We start from the raw sequence: 20133 nt of genomic DNA, 5'->3' as shown, positions 1-20133 counted from the left end.
ATGAGCGACATGATCACCACTAAACAACGCTTGCTTAATCCCAAATTCTGGTTGGGGGTGAGTTTTTTTGTGGTGGTTTCGCTGCTGGCTATATGGGCGGTACAGCAACTGAATTTATGGCTTAAAGACGAACAACGCTTACCGGTGCAAGAAATAGTGATTGCCGGCGAGCGGCAGTTTATCAATGACCAACAGGTAGAAGCGGTGATTAGGCAAGCGCAACCGGGCAGTTTTTTTGAGCTGGATGTCAATAAGGCACTGGAAGCGGTTGAAGCTATGCCTTGGGTGCATAAAGCGTCGGTACGCAAGGAGTGGCCGAGTACTCTGAAAGTTTTCCTGGTGGAACAGGTGCCAGTGGCGCACTGGAACTCGGACAGCTTGTTGAACCAGCAAGGTAGTCTGTTCAACGGCCAACTTAGTGCGGATGCCAAAGCCTTGCCGCAGTTATTTGGTCCGGGCGGTAGCGAACAGACTGCATTACAAGGTTATAGAGCCATGCAACAGTTGTTGGCTAACAGTAATCTGCAAATTGAAGAATTGGAATTGAGTGAACGGTTCGCCTGGCAGATTAAATTGAATAACGGCATTCGGCTCAATATTGGCCGGGAAGAATTTATAGATCGGGTACAGCGTTTTGTAGACGTGTATCCGTTATTGGCAAAAAACAGCAAAACAGTGGATTACGTTGATTTGCGATATGACACCGGATTAGCGGTGGGATGGAAACAACAGAGTGAGAGTTAACACAATGTCTAAGGTAGCGGATCGCAACCTGGTAGTAGGTCTGGACATAGGCACCAGCAAAGTCAAAGCCGTAGTCGGTGAAATGCTGATTGACGGTGGTGTGAGTATTGTTGGTGTTGGCAGTCATCCCTCCCGTGGTATGGACAAAGGGGGAGTGAATGATCTCAACCTGGTGGTCCAGTCAGTGCAGCGTGCTATCGATGAAATGGAATTAATGGCCGATTGCAAGGTGTCGTCGGTATTTATGTCGGTTTCCGGACGCCATGTGCAATGTCAGAACGAAAATGGCATGGTGCCGATCAATAACCGTGAAGTGACGCAGGAAGAAGTGGATAACGTGATCCATGCCGCCCGTTCAGTGCCTATTGCGGCAGAGCGCCGATTACTGCATGTGTTACCGCAGGATTTTACCATTGATGTTCAGGAAAAAATCAAAAACCCGGTAGGGATGTCGGGCGTACGAATGGAAGCCGAAGTCCATATTGTTACCTGTGCAGATGATATGGCCAAGAACCTGGTCAAGTGTGTCGAGCGCTGTCAGCTTAACGCCGATCAGCTGATTTTTTCAGCATTGGCTTCCAGTTATGCGGTACTGACCGATGATGAAAAAGAACTGGGGGTCTGTGTGGTGGATATTGGTGGCGGCACCATCGATATTGTTGTCTATGCAGATGGCGCTATTCGTCATACCGCAGTAATTCCGGTGGCGGGTAACCAGATCACCAGTGATATTGCCAAAATTTTCCGTACGCCGATCAGCCATGCGGAAGATATCAAGATTAATTATGCCTGTGCCCTGAAAGATATGGTGCGCATGGAAGAAAATATTGAAGTGCCCAGTGTTGGTGGTCGACCAGCTCGTGCTATGTCCCGCCATACTTTGGCTGAAGTGATTGAGCCGCGCTATCAGGAGTTGTTTGAACTGGTGTTGGAAGAAATCAAGGCCAGCGGACTGGAAGAACAAATTGCCGCTGGTGTGGTACTGACTGGGGGGACCGCCAAAATGGAAGGTGCAGTGGAATTTGCAGAAGAGATTTTCCAGATGCCGGTGCGTACCGGCCAGCCCATGGGAGTAAAAGGATTGTCGGAGTATGTCGAGGATCCCAGTTACGCCACGGCAGTGGGATTGCTGCAATATGGCAAAATGGATCTGGTATCCAAAAAGTCAGCCAAGGAAAAGAACACGGAAAGCTTGTGGCATCGTTTGCAAAGCTTTTTTAAAGGTGAATTTTAATCAGCAACCGTTACAGTCGAAAGTTTGGCGGGTTGCGGTTAATTGAGTATTAGAAAATAAAATAGAGGCGGAAGCGCCTCAATAACGCCCAAAAATCGGAGAGAGTATTATGTTTGAACTTATGGATAGTCACAGCGAAGAAGCTGTAATAAAAGTCGTCGGCGTCGGTGGCGGCGGTGGAAATGCCATTGAGCATATGGTGGCACAAAGTATTGAAGGGGTGGAATTTATTGCCATTAATACCGATGCGCAGGTATTACGCAATTCCTCTGCTGATGTCACCATCCAGATTGGTTCCAGTGTGACCAAAGGTCTGGGAGCAGGTGCCAATCCGGAAATAGGCCGCAATGCGGCGGTTGAAGATTATGACACCATCCGCCAGACAGTGGCAGGTGCCGATATGATCTTTATCACCGCTGGAATGGGTGGTGGTACCGGCACAGGTGCTGCACCTGAAGTAGCCAGAATAGCTCGCGAAATGGGCATTTTGACGGTTGCGGTGATTACCAAGCCATTTGCTTTTGAAGGCAAGAAACGTATCGCCTTTGCTGAGCAGGGTATTGAAGAACTGGCCAAGAATGTTGACTCGTTAATCACCATCCCGAATGAAAAACTGCTTAAAGTGATGCCCAAAGGCACGCCTTTGTTACAAGCTTTTAGTGCGGCCAACGAAGTACTGCGCGGTGCAGTACAGGGGATTGCCGAATTGATTACCCGTCCAGGTTTGATCAACGTGGATTTTGCTGATGTTAAAACTGTGATGTCAGAAATGGGCACTGCGATGATGGGCAGCGGTAACGCAAAAGGCGCGGATCGAGCTGAAGAAGCGGCAGAAATGGCGATTGCCAGTCCACTGTTGGAAGATATCGATTTATCCGGTGCGCGCGGGATTTTGGTTAATATCACTGCAGGTCCGGATTTCAGTATTGATGAATTTGAAACTGTGGGTAACGCGGTTAAGGCGTTCGCGTCTGAAAATGCCACAGTGGTAGTAGGTACCGTTATCGATATGGAACTCGAAGACGAGCTGCGTGTCACAGTAGTGGCCACTGGCATAGGTGCCGAGCGTAAACCCGATATCTCGTTGGTCAGCAACAACAAGAATAGTCGTGCCACCAGCGAAGAATCAAGCTTCCGTTTACAATCCTCTTCTATGGACGGTTATGCCGAATCAACAGGTTCCGCTGCCAAGAAAATGAGTCCGGTTGAAGATAGTGAAGAAGTTGAAAAAGACGATTATCTGGATATTCCGGCCTTTTTGCGTAAGCAGGCGGATTAATGTCAAGGCCGTAAATTTTGACAAGTGGTTGATGAGCCACTAAAATATCCGGCCTTTTGATTATTGGTTAATTTTTAAGCAAGAGCTGAATGATAAAACAACGTACCATCAAACAATCTGTGCACGCGACAGGAATAGGATTGCATAAAGGCGATAAGGTCACTATGACTCTCCGGCCAGCGCCTGCGAATACGGGAATCGTGTTCCGGCGTACTGATCTTGAGCCTTATGCGGATATTCATGCCAGCGCAGAACTGGTCGGTGATACGATGCTATGTACTTGTCTGACTAATGCTGAGGGCGTCAGCATCTCGACAGTCGAGCATTTATCATCTGCTCTGGCAGGCATGGGGATCGACAATATTATTGTTGAAGTCGATGCCAACGAATTACCGATAATGGATGGCAGCGCCAGCCCGTTTATTTTCCTGCTGCAGTCAGCGGGAATAGAAGAGCTGTCCGTTGCCAAGAAATTTATCCGGGTTAAACAACCTGTACGGGTTGAAGACGGCGACAAATGGGCCGAGTTTTTGCCTTATGACGGTTTTAAAATGGATTTCAGAATTGATTTTGAACATCCGGTTATCCGTCATAGTCGTCAACATATGGTGATGGATTTTGATTCGGAATCCTATGTCGATCAGGTCAGTCGTGCCAGAACTTTTGGCTTTATGCGTGATCTGGAATATATGCACGCACATAATCTGGCCTTGGGCGGCAGCATGGAAAATGCAGTGGCCTTGGACGAATACCGGGTGCTGAATCATGAGGGCTTACGTTATGATGACGAGTTTCTCAAACACAAGATTTTGGATGCCGTTGGTGACCTGTATTTGTGTGGTCACAGCATTATTGGTGAATTTAAAGCCTATAAATCCGGCCATGGACTGAACAACAAGTTATTGAGAGCATTATTGTTGAAGCAGTCAGCTTGGGAATATATTTCCTATGAAAATGACAAGCCGCCTATCAATTTTGCCATGCCTCTGGCTATTAATACCTGAATCCATACTGTCAAAATGCCGCTATTGCGGCATTTTTGCATTTAACGGGTAAATAATAGCAATATTAATCATACGTTTAGCAACACAACGCCAGAAAATGGTCTTTGTTTTGCTTGGTAAAATACCTAATTATAATAATGGATGCGCAAAATTTTTGTGTTTCGTTAAGGGGCGGTTTAGAATCGACACGCTGTTCAGGCATCATCGCTAATGGGGTAGCATGAGTTTTAAAATTATATATAAGAGCAACAGATTTCGTTTTGTCTTCAGTTTGGGTAAACGCCAATTATTAGCGGCGTTGGCCTTGGTGATTGGACTGACGTTTATTGCCAGCCGCTCTACCTCTCCTGAAGCAGATAGTTTGGCTTCAATCCATTACACTCAAAGTGGTTTAATCGAACAACAGCAACAAGTTGAAAAACTGAAACTGGAAACTCAGCAACAGTTAACCGGCATGGTGATCAAACTGGGGGATATGCAAGGTCAACTACGACGCCTTGATGCACTAAGTGAAAGACTGGCCGAGAGCTCGCACTTATCTATAGAAGAATTCGGTTTTGGCGAACAGCCGGCAATGGGTGGACCCAGTCAGGCAGCGCCTGATTATCTGGTTGATGATAGCGTTGAACTGCTTTCCGGTATCCAGAGTATGCTGGGAGACATTGCAGATAAATCCCGACAGTTGCAAGCCCTTGAATCTATCATGTTGAGTCACCATGTAGATAATCAGAGTTATTTGACCGGGCGTCCGATTAAATCGGGTTGGCTGTCTTCCTATTATGGTATCCGTAAAGACCCTTTTAACGGTTTACCTGCTATGCATAAGGGACTGGATTTTGCTGGCAAGGAAGGCGAGCCGGTGGTGGCAACCGGTGCTGGTTTGGTGACCTGGGCCGGAGAAAGGTATGGTTACGGTAATTTAATCGAAGTAGATCACGGTGACGGATTATCTACCCGTTATGGCCACAATAAAGAAATTAAAGTTAAGGTCGGGGATGTTGTTACCAAAGGACAAGTTATTAGCCTGATGGGCAATACGGGTCGTTCTACCGGGGCGCATGTGCATTACGAGGTATTGCGCAACGGTCGTCAACTGGATCCCTTGGCGTTTGTATCCAGAAAAGGCGTGAAGTACTAGCGGCTGTTTATTTTGAAGCGTTTCACAATGATTCGCTGGCAGCTCAAAACAATCGGTCATTGCTGGCCGATTGTTGTTTTCAAGATGTTGCATTGGCAGCATATATAAATCGATTTTGTGACACAGGCACGGTGGGCCGCGCAAAGTTAAAACGATAATATTATTCAGATTGGAAGCGGTATATCCATGTTCTCAAATTTATTTACCAAGATATTCGGTAGCAGTAACGATCGTGTCTTAAAAAAGCTTAATAAAATCGTCGAGCAGATTAATGCGCTCGAGCCTGATTATGAAGCGTTATCCGATGAACAACTCAAAGCTAAAACCACGGAATTTAAGCAAAGCATCGAACAAGGTACGCCGATTGATGACTTGATCATTGAGGCTTTCGCTACTGTTCGTGAAGCCTCCAAGCGAGTATTTGGCATGCGTCATTTTGACGTCCAACTTGTTGGTGGCATGGTATTGCATGAAGGCAAAATTGCCGAGATGCGTACCGGTGAAGGTAAAACTCTGACGGCTACTTTACCCACTTATCTGAACGCGATAAGTGGTAAAGGGGTACATGTTATTACCGTTAATGACTATCTGGCACGCCGTGATGCAGATGGCCTTCGCCCCTTGTTCGAGTTTCTGGGGCTGACGGTGGGTTGCAATGTGCCCGGTATGTCGCACGATGAAAAGAAACAGGCCTATGCCGCCGATATTACCTACGGAACCAACAATGAATTCGGTTTCGACTATTTGCGCGATAATATGGCCTTTAGTCCGGAAGATCGAGTACAGCGCCCGCTGAATTATGCGGTGGTGGATGAAGTCGACTCGATTTTAATTGATGAAGCCAGAACCCCTTTGATTATCTCAGGTGCGGCCGAAGATTCCTCCGAACTGTACCGACAAATCAATGCGATTATTCCTGAACTGGTACAACAGGAAAAAGAAGACGAAGAAGACAAGTTCGGTGATGGCGATTTCACCATTGATGAAAAAGCCAAGCAGATTCACCTGACCGAAAATGGCCAAATCCATATTGAAGAAATTTTGCAGCAAAAAGGCATCCTGCCGGAAGAGGAATCCCTGTTTGCTGCCAACAATATCAGTTTGCTGCACCATGTTAATGCCGCACTAAGAGCGCATAAGCTGTTTCAGCGCGATGTTGACTACATTGTTAAAGATGATCAAATCGTTATCGTTGACGAGCACACAGGCCGCACCATGGAAGGCCGTCGCTGGTCAGAAGGTTTGCACCAGGCCGTTGAAGCCAAAGAAGGCGTCGACATCCAGAACGAAAACCAGACATTGGCTTCTATTACCTTCCAGAATTATTTCCGTATCTATAACAAACTGGCCGGTATGACAGGAACAGCCGATACTGAGGCCTTTGAGTTCAATCATATTTACGGTCTGTTAACCGTGGTTATCCCCACCAATAAACCGATGATTCGTGATGATCGTGATGACTTGATTTATCTGACTGCAGAAGAAAAATATGAAGCCATTGTTGAGGATATTCAACAATGTATCGAGAAACAGTGTCCTGTGCTGGTGGGTACGATTTCTATCGAAAACTCCGAATTGCTGTCCCGTTTCCTGAAGAAAAAGAAAATTAGTCACAAAGTCCTGAATGCCAAATTCCATGCCCAGGAAGCAGATATTATTGCTCAAGCAGGTAAACCCGGTGCCGTCACTATTGCCACCAATATGGCCGGTCGGGGAACCGATATTGTATTAGGCGGTAACTGGCAGGCAGAAGTAGAGCAACTGGAAAATCCGGATCAGGCTAAAATCGACAAGATCAAAGCACAATGGCGGGAAAGACATGATGCCGTTATCGCTGCCGGTGGTTTACATATTATTGGTACCGAACGGCATGAGTCGCGCCGTATCGATAACCAGTTACGCGGTCGTGCAGGTCGTCAGGGCGATCCGGGTTCATCACGTTTTTATCTGTCGCTGGAAGATGCATTAATGCGCATTTTTGCTTCGGACAGGATGGGCAATATGATGAAACGTCTGGGCATGGAGCGCGGAGAAGCCATTGAGCATCCATGGCTGAATCGGGCGGTAGAGAATGCCCAGCGTAAAGTCGAAGGCCGCAACTTTGATATCCGTAAGCAATTGCTTGAATTTGATGACGTGGCCAATGATCAGCGTAAAGTCATTTACGAGCAACGTAACGAGTTGTTGGACGAAGGTGATATTAGTGAAACCATTCAGGCGATTCGTACCGATGTGGTAGCAGATACGATTTCCCAGTACATTCCGCCCCAGTCTTTGGAAGAAATGTGGGACGTACCTGGCCTGGAAGAAAGAGTAAAAAGTGATTTCCAACTGGACTTACCCATACAGCAATGGCTGGATGAAGATGACAAGCTGTATGAGGAAAAGCTGCGTGAACGGATAATTGAATCTGTTGCAGCCGCTTATCAGGAAAAAGAACAACAGGTGGGGGCTCCGGTTTTACGTCAGTTCGAGAAGGCCGTGATGCTGCAAAGCCTTGATTCTCACTGGAAAGAACATCTGGCGGCCATGGATCATTTACGCCAGGGTATCCATTTGCGTGGTTACGCACAGAAAAATCCCAAGCAAGAATATAAACGTGAGTCCTTTCAGTTATTCTCCGAGATGCTGGAAAATCTGAAAGTGGATGTGGTTACTATTTTAAGCAAGGTTCAGGTTCGTGCCGAGTCTGATGTCGAAGCGGTTGAACAACAGCGCCGTAAAGCCGAAGTTCCCAAGCAGTACGAGCATGAATCTCCGAGCGCAGAAAATGACAATGCTGCAGGGCGTCCTGTGGTGCGTGAAGGAGCCAAAGTTGGCCGTAACGATCCCTGCCCTTGTGGCTCGGGCAAAAAATATAAGCAGTGCCACGGTAAACTAAGTTAACCAACAAATTAGAAAACCGGCTTAGGCCGGTTTTTTTTAACGGAGTTTCAATGAAAGTCGTCGAAGTCGCTGTGGGCGTTATTAAAAGAGACAACACTATTTTTATAACCAAACGAGCCGATAATCTTCATCAGGGAGGCAAATGGGAATTTCCTGGTGGTAAAAAAGAACGCAACGAAAGCATCAGTCAGGCTCTGGGGCGTGAGTTGCAGGAAGAAATTGGCATCGAAACAATCAGCCACCAGCCTATGATGGTGATCGAACATCATTACGGGGATAAACAGGTTCGGCTGGATGTACATCTGGTTGACGAATTTGACGGTGAACCCTATGGCAAGGAAGGGCAACAGGGCAAATGGGTTCCAATCAATCAGCTGGATGAATATGAATTTCCTGCCGCTAATCAGCAAATATTAACCTATATTCAAAAATTGTAGAGCCATTTGACGGCCTAAAGGCCGACCTATGCTTTAGTGCAACGCCTGTAGGTCATGGCTTTAGCCTGACAGCGGTCGTTTGATTTTAAGGTCAATTACTGGTTAAAAAAGTCATCATTTTGCTGACTTAACATGGCTTCGATATCTTCCACATCAATTTCAGGAGACGCCGTTTCGGCATCTTTACTGGCACCACAGGGAATCGCTTTTTGTTCATCCGCCCATTCCCCTAAATCGATTAACTGGCAGCGTTTGCTGCAAAAAGGTCGATAGGGGCTTTCGCTATTCCAGGTGACTTGTTTAAAACATTGCGGACATTTTACTTGCATATAAATAACTGAAACTTTGTGTGTATTTGTACTGCTATGCTAACAAAAATCAGCTTGTTATATCAGGCTTAACAGCAAGCCAGACCAAAATTTACATCGGTTTCTTGCGAAATTTGGCCACTATTGGCGGGCTCAAAACGCATAAAACGAATGGCGTAGCGATGCTTGTTACCACTGAGAACCGGATAGTATCCTTGATCGGTCGGGCATTCGACCCTGATAAGCTCATTCTGACTGTCGGCAGAACCTTGATAAAAGCCTTTTTCTGCTATTGTTGCAGTGAGGCGCCCCCGTTCACGCAAGAATGACAGAGTGATATCAATAGCTTGATGAACAAGGTGAAATTCTATCATCCAGCGATCAATATCCTGATGCACGATGGCACGGGGTTGTTTTACCCAGAAATGCAGATTAGGCAGATCAAAACTGCAAGTAGCGCCGGGGATCGAGAAACGTTGGCGAATCGACATCAAAAATTTGTCATCTTTTAAATTACCGCCAATCTTACGCGCTGATTTTAGCTGGTCCCGTAAGTTAACAATACGTCTAAGTGTGGCTTGCAAGGCATTATTATCTATTTGCGGATGTTGTGACCAGTGCACCAGATTGCGCTCGTGAATATCGATATCCTTGAGGATATCGGCACGAATATCGATTCGTTCCAACAATTCCATCAAGGTAAAAAATGACTCGAAAAAGCCGACAAATTGCCAGTCTTCGGTTAATGAATGACATTGTCCAAGCTGTTTGAACAACTGCTCAAGACGCAGATAGGTACGAACCTTTTCGTTGAGCGGAAACTCGTAAACAGCGACAGACATAAATTAAGGTAATTATTTTGCAAAAGGAATCTGTGCACTAAAACGTAAAACAGGGGGGATTTCAAGCCTTTGCAGCATTTTTGCTGAAATCATTTCGCTAAAATCAAATAATCCTGATGCAGTTTGTCAACCTGTTGCTGCAAGGAGACAATATCACCGTTGTTGTTAATAATATCATCTGCTCGAGATAATCTGTCCTGACGACTTAGCTGGGTTGTCATTATCTGGTCGACTTGTTCGATACTGACATTGTCTCTGGCGGCAGTGCGTTGCTGTTGCAGCGATTCTTGGGCATCAACTACCAGTACCCGGTTAATAAGGTTGGTTAGATTGTTTTCCAATAATAACGGCACCACCAAAATGGCATAAGGAGACAACGCCTGAGCGGAGCGACTGATCATCAACTGTCTAATTTGGGGATGCAGAAGTGTATCCAGCCACTGCTTTTCTTCAGGATGTGAAAACACCAGGTTACGCAGTTGTTTGCGATCCAGACTGCCGTCATCCAGTAATATTTTATCGCCAAAGTGAACATAAATCGCCTTAAGTCCGTCGCTGCCGGGCATTACCACTTCCCTGGCCAACACGTCTGCGTCAATAATTTCAATACCTTGCCTGGCAAACAGGTTCGCCACGGTGGTTTTACCGCTGCCAATGCCACCCGTCAGGCCGATGATAAAATGGCTCAATTTAACATCCAGTTCCAGTATTGATCGGCAATCCAGTCGCCATATAGCAAGGTTATCCAGCCAGCAATAGCCAGATAGGGCCCGAAGGGAATAGGCTGGCTTTGATCTTTACCTTGCATTTTTAAATGAACAATTCCGATCACGGCCCCGACAAAAGAAGACAACACAATCACTATCGGCAGTTGTTGCCAGCCAACAAAAGCGCCGATGGCAGCCAGTAGCTTGAAGTCACCATAGCCCATTCCTTCCTTACCGGTCAGCAGCTTGAAGGCCCAGTATAAGCTCCACAAGCTTAGATAACCGACAGCCGCGCCAATTAGTGCGTCAGTACTATTAACAAATACGCTATTAATACTGGTCAATAAACCTAACCATAGCAACGGCAGACAAATTTGATCGGGCAACAGCATTTTATCTATGTCAATGGCGGTCAGCGCAATCATGCACCAACTAAAGATAAGGGCTAAAGTACAGGCGGAGGAAAAACCGAATTGCCAGCCAACCAAAACGGATACTAACCCGGTGATTAACTCGACTATGGGGTAACGCGGTGAAATGGGGGTTTTACATTGCTTGCACTTCCCGCCCAACACTAACCAGCTGACAACAGGAATGTTCTGCAGTGCGGTAATTTCAGACTGACATTTTGGGCAGCGTGAGCGAGGGGTGATGATGTTGTAAGTTTCTTCGGCAGGTTGTGGCTCATCAGATTGAAAATATTGTTGAAATTCTCGCTGCCAGCCTCTCTCCAGCATAATAGGTAATCGGTGGATCACTACATTCAGAAAGCTGCCAACTAATAACCCCAATATAAACAGCATAGACAGAAAAAAGGCTGAGTTATCAGCCAATAATTGAAATATCGCAGGCATAGAATGATCCATTGTCGTTAGGTCAGCTTGGTTTTATTTTTATTTTGAAGTATGCATGTCAGGTTGTAATGAAATTAATTGGCCTTTCATACTTTGCTCGTAGCTCGTAGCTCGTAGCTCGTAGCTCGTAGCTCGTAGCTCGTAGCTCGTAGCTCGTAGCTCGTAGCTCGTAGCTCGTAGCTTAAACCACATTACCCATTTCAAAGATGGGCAGATACATTGCCACAATTAAGCCACCGATCACAACACCTAAAACCGCCATAATCATCGGTTCCAGCAACGCGGTTAGTCCATCTACCATATCATCCACTTCCCGCTCGTAAATAGTAGCAATTTTACTCAGCATATCTTCAACCGCACCAGCTTCTTCTCCGATCGCGATCATCTGTACCACCATATCAGGGAAAACTGCGGTAGCGCGCATGGCGGTATTCATCTGGGTACCGCCGGCAACTTCTCTACGCATAAATAAAATGGCGTCACGAAATACTGCATTACCGGAAGCGCCAGCGGCCGATTCCAGTGCCCCAATTAACGGCACACCGGCAGCAAAGGTGGTGGCTAAGGTACGGGTAAAACGGGCGATAGAGGCCTTTTTTAGTATTTCACCAATCACCGGTACCTTAAGCAATTTGGCATCTAGCGAATCGCGTAAATTTTTAGAGCGCTTATATTGTCGCGCAAACAGGAAGGCCCCAACTCCGACACCTGCGGCAATAAAAATACCGTAGTCCTGTAAAAAGCGCGACATACCTATAACCATTTGAGTAAAAGCAGGTAACTCGGCACCAAAACTGCTAAAAATCTCCTCAAACTGAGGTACTACAAATAGCAATAGAATAGTGGTAACAATAAAAGCCACTACTAATACCGCTATAGGGTAAAACATGGCTTTCTTGATTTTGGATTTTAAGGCTTCGGATTTTTCTTTATAGGTGGCAATCCGATCATAGATAGTTTCCAGCGCACCGGATTGTTCGCCGGTTTCCACCAGATCGCAATATAGATCATCAAAATACATGGGATGCTTGCGTAGGGCGGAAGAAAGCGGATTACCGGCTTTAACTTCATTGGCAATCTCGCCTAGCATTTTACGCATCGAGGCTTTGGCATGCCCATGGGCAATCATATCGATGGTCTGAATCAGGGTAACCCCGGCGGCCAGCATTGTGGCAATTTGCCTAGATATCATGCAGATATCGGCGGCATTAATTTTTTCAGCTCCTTTGCCAAATAATGGTTTGGTAAATTTTTTGACTTTGGTGGCGGAAATACCCTGACGACGCAGCAGATTTTTCGCTTCACTGATATTGCCAGCTGAAATCTCACCTTTAACGGATTGACCTTTACGATTCACACCGTCCCAGACAAAGACACTAATTGATTTGCTCGATGCGGCCATGGATTGCCTCGTACGTTAGCATCATTATTTGGAGATAAAAAAGCCCAGTATAAGACTGGGCTTCTATCTTCAATACTTTAAGTTAAATTAGCAAAGTGTTGTTGGATCACAAGTGGCAGCCCAAGTTAAGTTGCCACTAGCTGTTTGGGTAGGTGTAAGAGTATAAGTACCGGTCCCTGATATAGTGGAATCGGTTGGCTTGGTGGCAGTGATTACACCATCAGCAGTGGATACACCAACAATGCCACCAGCTGCTGTAATATTTTTCGGTACGCCATTGACACCATCGGTACCATCATCTCCGCCGCCTGTTCCATCACAGTTAGCTAAAGGATTGCCCATTTGTACACAAATTTCCACTGCTGTTTTAGCTGCAGATGTAGCATTAGTGACTTCGGTAAAACGAGCTTTCTCGGTATAAGATTGGTAAGCAGGCAATGCAATCGCCGCCAGAATACCGATAATGGCTACCACAATCATTAATTCGATCAGGGTAAAACCCTTGTTGTTAGTCAGTTGAGTCGTTTTCATGTGTATCTCCTGATGCATTCCTGGAACGCAAAGTGTTTGCTAAAGTTTCAAAAAATCTGGCGTTTCACAAAAAAGCTGTGTTGGCACATCTTGTTTGGACAATTCCAGTATAGATCCGATCGCTCCGGTAACAAGTATGCGGATAAATACCTAAGTGTTAAAACCTTGTTGCCAACTCCATTTGTGTTAGAAAATAGTTTATTTAACATGAAGTTAAGCCAACTATCTGTTCTAAGCTAGCTCAATCTCAGGGATAAATCAATTGCCTTGACATGCTTGGTGAGAGCTCCGGATGAAATAAAATCTACGCCGGTGGATGCCAGTTGAGTCAAGCGATCCTGTTCGATGTTGCCGGACACTTCCAGCTTGGCTTGCCCCTTGGCGATCTTGACTGCCTGTTGGACATCTTGCAGGCTAAAATTGTCCAGCATAATAATATCGGCACCACTATCCAGTGCTTGTTGCAGCTCCTGCAAGTTTTCTACTTCTACTTCAACTGTCTTGCTGCTGTCGTTGCTGCGGGCGAGGGAAACGGCAGCCTGAATGGAACCGCAGGCGGCGATATGATTCTCTTTGATTAAAAAAGCGTCGTATAGGCCCATGCGATGATTTTCTCCTCCACCGCATTTGACCGCGTACTTCTGTGCGGTACGCAAGCCAGGCAAGGTTTTTCGAGTATCCAATATTTTGGTGGTGGACTCTTTTAATAACTCAGCATAACGCGCTGTTTCGGTTGCGGTAGCAGACAGCGTCTGCAAAAAATTCAGCGCCGTGCGCTCACCACTGAGAATATGTCGGGTCGGCCCTTCCAGTTTAAACAGTACATCACCTGCCTGGCAATGTGTCCCGTCCTGATGATACCAGGTTAACTTGACTTGATTGCCTAACTGCCGAAACACTTCATTGACCCAGGGCTGGCCTGCCAATACACAATCTTCGCGGGTAATCACTGTTGCTCTTGCCTGCTGTTCGGCAGGAATAAGCAATGCGGTAATATCGGCACGTTCAAATGGCAAATAACCGAAGTCTTCCTGCAAAGCGGCTTCAACGGCCCGTGTGATATCGGTATCTAACATAAATTACTATCTCGTTTTTTGGGTTAACACTAAAGCGCCGTTTTGTTGTTGAAAATCCAGCTTTCTAAGGGCACTCATGCCTAATAAAATTTCATCCGAATCGATCGCCGGATTTAAGTGAGCGGGAATATCATGTAAAACAATATCGCCCAGAGTTAATTCGTCAATGCGGGTACTATAAACTCGGATATTACCATTGGCCGTGCTGACTTGTTGGCTGTAACCACTTTGCAAGTTGAGCTGACTGGCCAGATGGGCAGGAATCGAAACCTGGGTTGCACCAGTGTCGAGCAAATAAGTGACGGGTTGTCGATTAATCGTACCCGACGCCACATAATGGCCTTGTCGGTTTTGCTCAAGTACCACCATAATCGAATCAGAGGTTTGCAACGACTGCGGTTGCTGGTTGGGATTGAATTGTTTGTCGAGCAGATCGTCAAACCATAAACTTAACAACAATAGTGCGCTGATCCAGGCCAGCACAAACATTCCTTTGCCGAATTTTTGATGATCTGTTGAAGACATGCCTGAACCTGAGTGACAACACTTATTCAGCCACTATGATAACCAAAACAGGAGAGGGTTGGCGAGAACGGAATTTGTTTTTCAAACCGTTGTCGCGCGAAGTCATAAAACCGCTGCATCGAGTAGCGGGCTTCGAACTATAAGTTAAAATCCATCTCCCTGCGGGTATTACCTCGTTCTCCTCGGTGGAGTTTTAGGCTAGCGAGCAGATGAATGACTAAAGTCCATCCCGCATACACTCACTAATTATGGATCAGTAAAATAACTGCTTCTTGTTACTCAGGGTCAAGGGAACTATTGGCGTCGGGCTAAAGCCACGACCTACAGGCGTTTCGCTAAAATGTAGGTAGGTCTTTAGGCCGTCACTGGTGTTTTAGGTTGGCGCTGGATGACTATCTCCCTTAACCGCTGCCCTTTGCTAACCATGGTTTTTCCCTTGTGCCATAGCCGCGTCCCGTGAACATTGTCTTTAGCTCGTTGCTGTCCCTTTTTTTGACTACTGGTCTGATTGACGAAGCTCAGAGCGGCGCTTACTCTTGTCACGCAAACTATCCGCCTTAATCGGCAACAAGCAGAAATCTGCAAAGGAACAACAAATGATTCTGGTGAGTTTACTATTAGTCTTGGCACTTGAACGCGTGACGGTGAAAAGCCCGTTGTGGTGTTTTGAATATTACTTCCCGCGTTATATGGCGTTGCTCAAGGGGCGTGTTGGGTTTTCCGGAGATGTATCAGTTTGGAAGACCTTGGCGGTTGTGATAGTGCCAGCCCTATTATTGCAATTGACTATCTCTGTGCTTAACAACGGTCTTCTGGAATTATTGGTCAGTGCTGCAGTGTTGATGATTTGTATCGGTTGCCCCAAACAACGCGCGGCTTACAAGAACTATTTGCAGGCTGCTAACCGTGGCGATACCGAAGCCTGTTGTTTATATGCTGAACAGCTTGGACACGATCCTGAGCGGGGCATGAGTGTTGGCCAAACCTTGGTATGGGTTAATTATCGCTTCTATAGTGCAGTCATTATCTGGTTTGCGATATTCGGTGCGCCTGGTGCGCTACTCTATGTTTTAAGTCGCAATATGTTGCGATACGCCGAGCATCATCAATTAACGGTGACCAGCAAACTGCATGACTGGGTTAAAGTGCTGGATTGGGTACCGGTTAGAATTACCACCTTTGGCTTTGTCTTTATGGGGCATTTTTCCAAGGCATTTCCAGTCTGGATGGCTTATCTGGTGGAACCGGAACCCAGCGCGTTAAAAATTCTCAGTGATGTCGGTAAGGCCGCAGAAGAAACCCCGGTTGATGAAAACGATCTGGCTCAGGAACCTTGTACCTTGGTGCGATTGGCCAAGCGCAATCTGCTATTTATACTGGTACTTATTTCATTGCTGACTTTAGGGGGGCTCATTAGCTGAATGGTAATACCATCCGTATTGGCTGTATTTTGACTTTAACTTGTTTATTTATGTTTAAAAACAGTTAGTTAAATGTTGAATAAAGAATATGGATTGTAACCAGTGTCGCAGATCGGTTACCCTAATAGGTAAATTGGTATTACCATTGTGAAGAATTAACGGGCTATGCAGCGAATTAAACCGCAAAAGCTGTCGGATGTGATTATGCAAAAGCTGGAGGAAATGATCCTCAGTGGTAGCATGATCGCGGGCCAAAAACTGCCGTCAGAACGCGATCTGGCGAGCCGTTTTGATGTGTCCCGTCCGTCCTTACGCGAAGCGATTCAAAAATTGGAAGCTAAAGGCTTGCTGCAGCGTAAGCAGGGCGGCGGTACTTATATCAGAGATATTGTTAATCCTGTTGCCAACCAGCCCTTGATGGCGCTGATCAGTGCCAACCCCGAGTCTCAATATGACTTACTTGAGTTTCGTCATGCTCTTGAGGGTATTGCTGCCTATTATGCAGCTCTAAGGGCAGAGCAGACTGATTTGGACAAGATTGAAGCGGCCTATCGTGAGGTGGAAAGCACCTGGCAAGCAGAGTTTACTCATCAGGCTGAATCGCTGGTGCAATTTTATGTGGCCATGGCCCAGGCTTCGCATAATGCAGTGTTATTGCACGTCGTGCGAACCATGCAACCGATGTTGCTGGATAACATAGAAAGGAATCTCCGGGTGTTGGCTGAGCACAGCAATTGTGGCGACAAGTTACGCAGTCAACGACTTAAAATTTTACAAGCCATTCGTGACGCGGACCCTGAAGGCGCCAGGCAGGCCAGTAATGAACACTTGGCTTTCATTGAAGAAACCTTGCTGGATATAAACCGGCAAAACTCGCGCATGCAGCGCACCTTACGAAGAATTGAATTATAAAAACGCAGGTAAATTCCTCACTATTTAGGGATGGAATTAGCCACAAAAAAGATGAACATGCCGGATCAACTGAGAAAGTGTTAAACATAAGCTATGTTTAAACACTATTCATCCGGCATCGATTTAACCAACAATAGGAAAGCAACATGTCAGAAATGATGCAACCAGACTTGGATCAACAAGAAACGCAAGAATGGTTAGATGCACTCGAAGCCGTTTTGGAAGAAGAAGGTCCAGAACGTGCCCATTTCCTGCTTGAGAGCCTGATCGAAAAAGGGCGTCGTAGCGGTGCCCATTTACCTTATACGGCAACTACAGCCTATATCAATACAATTCCTGCCGGCCAGGAACCGACTATGCCTGGCGATCAGACCATCGAGGCTAAAATTCGTAACGCTATTCGCTGGAATGCGATGATGATGGTGGTGCGTGGTTCCAAGAAAGATCTGGATTTGGGTGGACATATTTCCAGTTTTGCCTCTTCAGCGATGCTTTACGATGTGGGCTTTAACCACTTTTTCCGCGCCGCCAATGATAAAGATGGCGGCGATTTTCTGTTTGTTCAGGGCCATGTTTCCCCCGGCATTTATTCCCGTGCCTATATTGAAGGCCGCCTGAGCGATGAGCAATTGGATGGTTTTCGTCAGGAAGTAGACGGCAAAGGTCTGTCTTCTTATCCGCATCCACGTTTGATGCCGGATTTCTGGCAATTCCCTACTGTTTCTATGGGCCTAGGTCCAATGCAGGCAATTTATCTGGCCCGTTATCTGAAATATTTGACCAACCGCGGCTTAAAGGATTGCTCTGAGCAGCGCGTATGGTGTTTCCTTGGTGACGGCGAAGTAGATGAGCCAGAATCCCTGGGAGCCATTGGTTTGGCCTCACGCGAAGGACTGGATAATCTGACTTTTGTGGTTAACTGTAATCTGCAACGTCTGGACGGACCGGTTCGCGGTAACGGTAAAATTATTCAGGAACTGGAAGGTAACTTCCGCGGCGCAGGCTGGGAAGTGATAAAAGTGATCTGGGGTCGTTACTGGGACCCACTGTTAGCCCGTGATACCAAAGGCAAGTTGCTGGACATCATGAATGAAACCGTTGATGGCGAGTATCAAAACTATAAAGCCAAAGGTGGTGCCTATACTCGCGAAAATTTCTTTGGCAAGTATCCCGAAACCAAAGAAATGGTTGCCAATATGTCGGATGAAGATATCTGGCGTTTGAATCGTGGTGGTCATGATCCGGTTAAGGTTTATGCGGCCTATAAGCGCGCTGTAGAAACCAAGGGACGTCCACAGGTTATTCTGGCCAAAACCGTTAAAGGTTATGGCATGGGTGCGGCCGGTGAAGGCAAGAACATCGCCCACAACGTCAAGAAAATGGATCTGGAGGCGGTTAGAGAGTATCGCGACAGATTTAATATTCCCATCGATGACGACAAACTGGCTGATTTGCCTTACTTCAAATTCGACGAAGACAGCCAAGAAATGAAATATTTGCGCGCCCGACGGGAAGCGCTATTTGGTTACTTGCCGGCCCGCTTGCCAAAAAGCAGTGAAGAATTGCCCGCACCACCATTAAAGGCCTTTGAAGCTATTACCAAAGGTTCGGGTGAGCGTGAAATCTCCACTACTATGGCTTTCGTGCGGGTGTTGACTGCCATGCTTAAAGACAAGCAGGTCGGCTCGCGCGTGGTACCTATTATTCCCGACGAAGCTCGTACATTCGGGATGGAAGGTTTGTTCCGTCAAGTGGGTATTTACTCAAACCACGGTCAGAAGTATGTACCGCAGGATGCCGATCAGGTGGCCTATTATCGCGAAGATAAAAAAGGTCAGGTATTACAGGAAGGAATTAACGAACTGGGGGCGATGGCTTCCTGGTTAGCGGCCGGAACTTCCTATTCCACTAATGATTTACCGATGATCCCGGTATATATCTACTACTCCATGTTTGGTTTCCAACGGGTGGGCGATTTGGCCTGGGCAGCAGGAGACAGCATGGCTCGCGGCTTCCTGGTCGGAGGTACTGCTGGACGTACTACCCTGAACGGTGAAGGGTTGCAGCATCAGGATGGACAAAGTCATACCCAGGCAGGGCTAATCCCTAACTGTGTTACTTATGATCCAACCTACGGTTATGAAGTAGCAGTGATAGTGCAGGATGGTATGCGTCGTATGTTCCAGGAACAGGAAGACGTGTTCTATTACCTGACGGTAATGAACGAAAACTATGTACAACCTGCACTGCCTGAAGGGGCTGAAGAAGGTATCGTTAAGGGTATATATAAACTGGAATCGGTTAAGGCCACTAAAGCCAAAGCCAATGTCAAGTTACTGGGTAGTGGTACTATCTTGTTGCAAGTTCGTGAAGCGGCGCAGTTGCTAAGCAAAGATTTTAATATTGCTTCAGATGTATTCAGCGTGACATCGTTTAACGAACTGGCGCGCGAAGGACTGGATTGCGAGCGTAGCAATATGCTTAATCCGTCCAAAAAAGAACGCATTCCTTATGTTACATCTGTATTGGATAAGGCTGTCAAAGGGCCGACTATTGCTGCAACAGACTATGTTAAAGGCTATGTCGACCAAATCCGCGCCTTTGTTCCTGGTCCGTATAAGGTGCTGGGAACCGACGGTTTTGGCCGCTCTGATAGCCGCGCTAACTTGCGCCATCATTTCGAGGTGGATGCTAAATTCATCGTGGTCGCCAGTTTGTACGAGTTGGCTAAAGCGGGTGAACTGGACAAGAAAGTCGTGACCGATGCGATTAAAAAGTACGCTATCGATTCTGACAAACTTAATCCGCTTTACGCATAATCGGGCAAGGAGAA

General features: G+C 46.4%; 18 protein-coding genes. 10 read left to right on the top strand and 8 right to left on the bottom strand.

Going from position 1 to position 20133, the window contains the following annotated elements; all coding sequences use genetic code 11:
- The 7 genes from V1467_RS16765 to mutT all read left to right on the top strand — a co-directional run bounded on the left by V1467_RS16765 (position 1) and on the right by mutT (position 8722).
- The gene (locus V1467_RS16765) at positions 1–744 is read left to right on the top strand and encodes a cell division protein FtsQ/DivIB (protein WP_416306118.1); all 744 of its coding nucleotides are present in this window, start codon (positions 1–3) and stop codon (positions 742–744) included.
- A 4-nt stretch (positions 745–748) separates the two neighbouring features.
- Positions 749–1978, top strand: coding sequence for a cell division protein FtsA (gene ftsA / locus V1467_RS16760; protein WP_416306117.1), 1230 nt, complete (start codon positions 749–751; stop codon positions 1976–1978).
- A 109-nt stretch (positions 1979–2087) separates the two neighbouring features.
- Entirely contained in the window at positions 2088–3257 is a 1170-nt protein-coding gene (ftsZ, locus tag V1467_RS16755) for a cell division protein FtsZ (protein WP_416306116.1), read from the top strand.
- Positions 3258–3346: 89 nt separating this feature from the next.
- Positions 3347–4261, top strand: a complete 915-nt coding sequence (gene lpxC / locus V1467_RS16750) for a UDP-3-O-acyl-N-acetylglucosamine deacetylase (protein WP_416306115.1) — start codon at positions 3347–3349, stop codon at positions 4259–4261.
- Between the two features lie 220 nt (positions 4262–4481).
- Positions 4482–5399, top strand: coding sequence for a M23 family metallopeptidase (locus tag V1467_RS16745; protein ID WP_416306114.1), 918 nt, complete (start codon positions 4482–4484; stop codon positions 5397–5399).
- A gap of 186 nt (positions 5400–5585) precedes the next feature.
- Positions 5586–8285: a preprotein translocase subunit SecA gene (secA, locus tag V1467_RS16740; RefSeq protein ID WP_416306113.1), complete on the top strand. Its 2700-nt coding sequence runs from the start codon at positions 5586–5588 to the stop codon at positions 8283–8285.
- 50 nt (positions 8286–8335) lie between these two features.
- Positions 8336–8722 carry an 8-oxo-dGTP diphosphatase MutT gene (mutT, locus tag V1467_RS16735; RefSeq protein WP_416306112.1) on the top strand — a complete coding sequence of 129 codons (387 nt, stop codon included), beginning with the start codon at positions 8336–8338 and terminating at the stop codon, positions 8720–8722.
- 95 nt (positions 8723–8817) lie between these two features.
- Here the strand turns inward: mutT and yacG are convergent, their stop codons facing one another.
- The 8 genes from yacG to V1467_RS16695 form a co-directional block, all read right to left on the bottom strand.
- Positions 8818–9051 (bottom strand): DNA gyrase inhibitor YacG, encoded by a 234-nt coding sequence (yacG, locus tag V1467_RS16730; protein WP_416306111.1) that lies wholly within the window; start codon positions 9049–9051, stop codon positions 8818–8820.
- A 68-nt stretch (positions 9052–9119) separates the two neighbouring features.
- Positions 9120–9872 carry a cell division protein ZapD gene (gene zapD, locus V1467_RS16725; RefSeq protein ID WP_416306110.1) on the bottom strand — a complete coding sequence of 251 codons (753 nt, stop codon included), beginning with the start codon at positions 9870–9872 and terminating at the stop codon, positions 9120–9122.
- Between the two features lie 89 nt (positions 9873–9961).
- Positions 9962–10561 (bottom strand): dephospho-CoA kinase, encoded by a 600-nt coding sequence (coaE, locus tag V1467_RS16720; RefSeq protein ID WP_416306109.1) that lies wholly within the window; start codon positions 10559–10561, stop codon positions 9962–9964.
- A complete protein-coding gene (locus V1467_RS16715) occupies positions 10558–11433 on the bottom strand; it encodes a prepilin peptidase (protein ID WP_416306108.1) in 876 nt (291 codons plus the stop codon). Before V1467_RS16715 ends, coaE begins: the two co-directional genes overlap by 4 nt.
- A 181-nt stretch (positions 11434–11614) precedes the next feature.
- On the bottom strand, positions 11615–12835 hold the full coding sequence (locus tag V1467_RS16710) for a type II secretion system F family protein (RefSeq protein ID WP_416306107.1): 1221 nt from the start codon (positions 12833–12835) through the stop codon (positions 11615–11617).
- A gap of 87 nt (positions 12836–12922) precedes the next feature.
- Positions 12923–13366 carry a pilin gene (locus tag V1467_RS16705; RefSeq protein ID WP_416306106.1) on the bottom strand — a complete coding sequence of 148 codons (444 nt, stop codon included), beginning with the start codon at positions 13364–13366 and terminating at the stop codon, positions 12923–12925.
- Positions 13367–13602: 236 nt separating this feature from the next.
- Positions 13603–14442 carry a carboxylating nicotinate-nucleotide diphosphorylase gene (gene nadC / locus V1467_RS16700; protein ID WP_416306105.1) on the bottom strand — a complete coding sequence of 280 codons (840 nt, stop codon included), beginning with the start codon at positions 14440–14442 and terminating at the stop codon, positions 13603–13605.
- Positions 14443–14448: 6 nt separating this feature from the next.
- A complete protein-coding gene (locus V1467_RS16695) occupies positions 14449–14967 on the bottom strand; it encodes a retropepsin-like aspartic protease family protein (RefSeq protein ID WP_416306104.1) in 519 nt (172 codons plus the stop codon).
- A 596-nt stretch (positions 14968–15563) separates the two neighbouring features.
- Here V1467_RS16695 and ampE point away from each other — a divergent pair.
- The 3 genes from ampE to aceE all read left to right on the top strand — a co-directional run bounded on the left by ampE (position 15564) and on the right by aceE (position 20119).
- Positions 15564–16388 carry a beta-lactamase regulator AmpE gene (gene ampE, locus V1467_RS16690; protein WP_416306103.1) on the top strand — a complete coding sequence of 275 codons (825 nt, stop codon included), beginning with the start codon at positions 15564–15566 and terminating at the stop codon, positions 16386–16388.
- A gap of 165 nt (positions 16389–16553) precedes the next feature.
- Complete coding sequence (gene pdhR, locus V1467_RS16685) at positions 16554–17300, top strand: pyruvate dehydrogenase complex transcriptional repressor PdhR (RefSeq protein WP_416306102.1); 747 nt, start codon at positions 16554–16556, stop codon at positions 17298–17300.
- Positions 17301–17446: 146 nt separating this feature from the next.
- Positions 17447–20119, top strand: coding sequence for a pyruvate dehydrogenase (acetyl-transferring), homodimeric type (gene aceE / locus V1467_RS16680; protein WP_416306101.1), 2673 nt, complete (start codon positions 17447–17449; stop codon positions 20117–20119).
- Positions 20120–20133: the final 14 nt, after the last annotated feature.

It is taken from the genome of Neptunicella plasticusilytica (assembly GCF_047922965.1).
Classification (GTDB): domain Bacteria; phylum Pseudomonadota; class Gammaproteobacteria; order Enterobacterales; family Alteromonadaceae; genus Neptunicella; species Neptunicella plasticusilytica.
This window is presented reverse-complemented; position numbering and strand designations above follow the sequence as displayed.

What these genes read in the sequence shown, in the direction of transcription:
- V1467_RS16765 (WP_416306118.1), top strand. Translation starts at nt 1, where the DNA reads ATGAGCGACATGATCACCACTAAACAACGCTTGCTTAATCCCAAATTC.
- ftsA (WP_416306117.1), top strand. Translation starts at nt 749, where the DNA reads ATGTCTAAGGTAGCGGATCGCAACCTGGTAGTAGGTCTGGACATAGGC.
- ftsZ (WP_416306116.1), top strand. Translation starts at nt 2,088, where the DNA reads ATGTTTGAACTTATGGATAGTCACAGCGAAGAAGCTGTAATAAAAGTC.
- lpxC (WP_416306115.1), top strand. Translation starts at nt 3,347, where the DNA reads ATGATAAAACAACGTACCATCAAACAATCTGTGCACGCGACAGGAATA.
- V1467_RS16745 (WP_416306114.1), top strand. Translation starts at nt 4,482, where the DNA reads ATGAGTTTTAAAATTATATATAAGAGCAACAGATTTCGTTTTGTCTTC.
- secA (WP_416306113.1), top strand. Translation starts at nt 5,586, where the DNA reads ATGTTCTCAAATTTATTTACCAAGATATTCGGTAGCAGTAACGATCGT.
- mutT (WP_416306112.1), top strand. Translation starts at nt 8,336, where the DNA reads ATGAAAGTCGTCGAAGTCGCTGTGGGCGTTATTAAAAGAGACAACACT.
- yacG (WP_416306111.1), bottom strand. Translation starts at nt 9,051, where the DNA reads ATGCAAGTAAAATGTCCGCAATGTTTTAAACAAGTCACCTGGAATAGC.
- zapD (WP_416306110.1), bottom strand. Translation starts at nt 9,872, where the DNA reads ATGTCTGTCGCTGTTTACGAGTTTCCGCTCAACGAAAAGGTTCGTACC.
- V1467_RS16715 (WP_416306108.1), bottom strand. Translation starts at nt 11,433, where the DNA reads ATGCCTGCGATATTTCAATTATTGGCTGATAACTCAGCCTTTTTTCTG.
- V1467_RS16710 (WP_416306107.1), bottom strand. Translation starts at nt 12,835, where the DNA reads ATGGCCGCATCGAGCAAATCAATTAGTGTCTTTGTCTGGGACGGTGTG.
- V1467_RS16705 (WP_416306106.1), bottom strand. Translation starts at nt 13,366, where the DNA reads ATGAAAACGACTCAACTGACTAACAACAAGGGTTTTACCCTGATCGAA.
- nadC (WP_416306105.1), bottom strand. Translation starts at nt 14,442, where the DNA reads ATGTTAGATACCGATATCACACGGGCCGTTGAAGCCGCTTTGCAGGAA.
- V1467_RS16695 (WP_416306104.1), bottom strand. Translation starts at nt 14,967, where the DNA reads ATGTCTTCAACAGATCATCAAAAATTCGGCAAAGGAATGTTTGTGCTG.
- ampE (WP_416306103.1), top strand. Translation starts at nt 15,564, where the DNA reads ATGATTCTGGTGAGTTTACTATTAGTCTTGGCACTTGAACGCGTGACG.
- pdhR (WP_416306102.1), top strand. Translation starts at nt 16,554, where the DNA reads ATGCAGCGAATTAAACCGCAAAAGCTGTCGGATGTGATTATGCAAAAG.
- aceE (WP_416306101.1), top strand. Translation starts at nt 17,447, where the DNA reads ATGTCAGAAATGATGCAACCAGACTTGGATCAACAAGAAACGCAAGAA.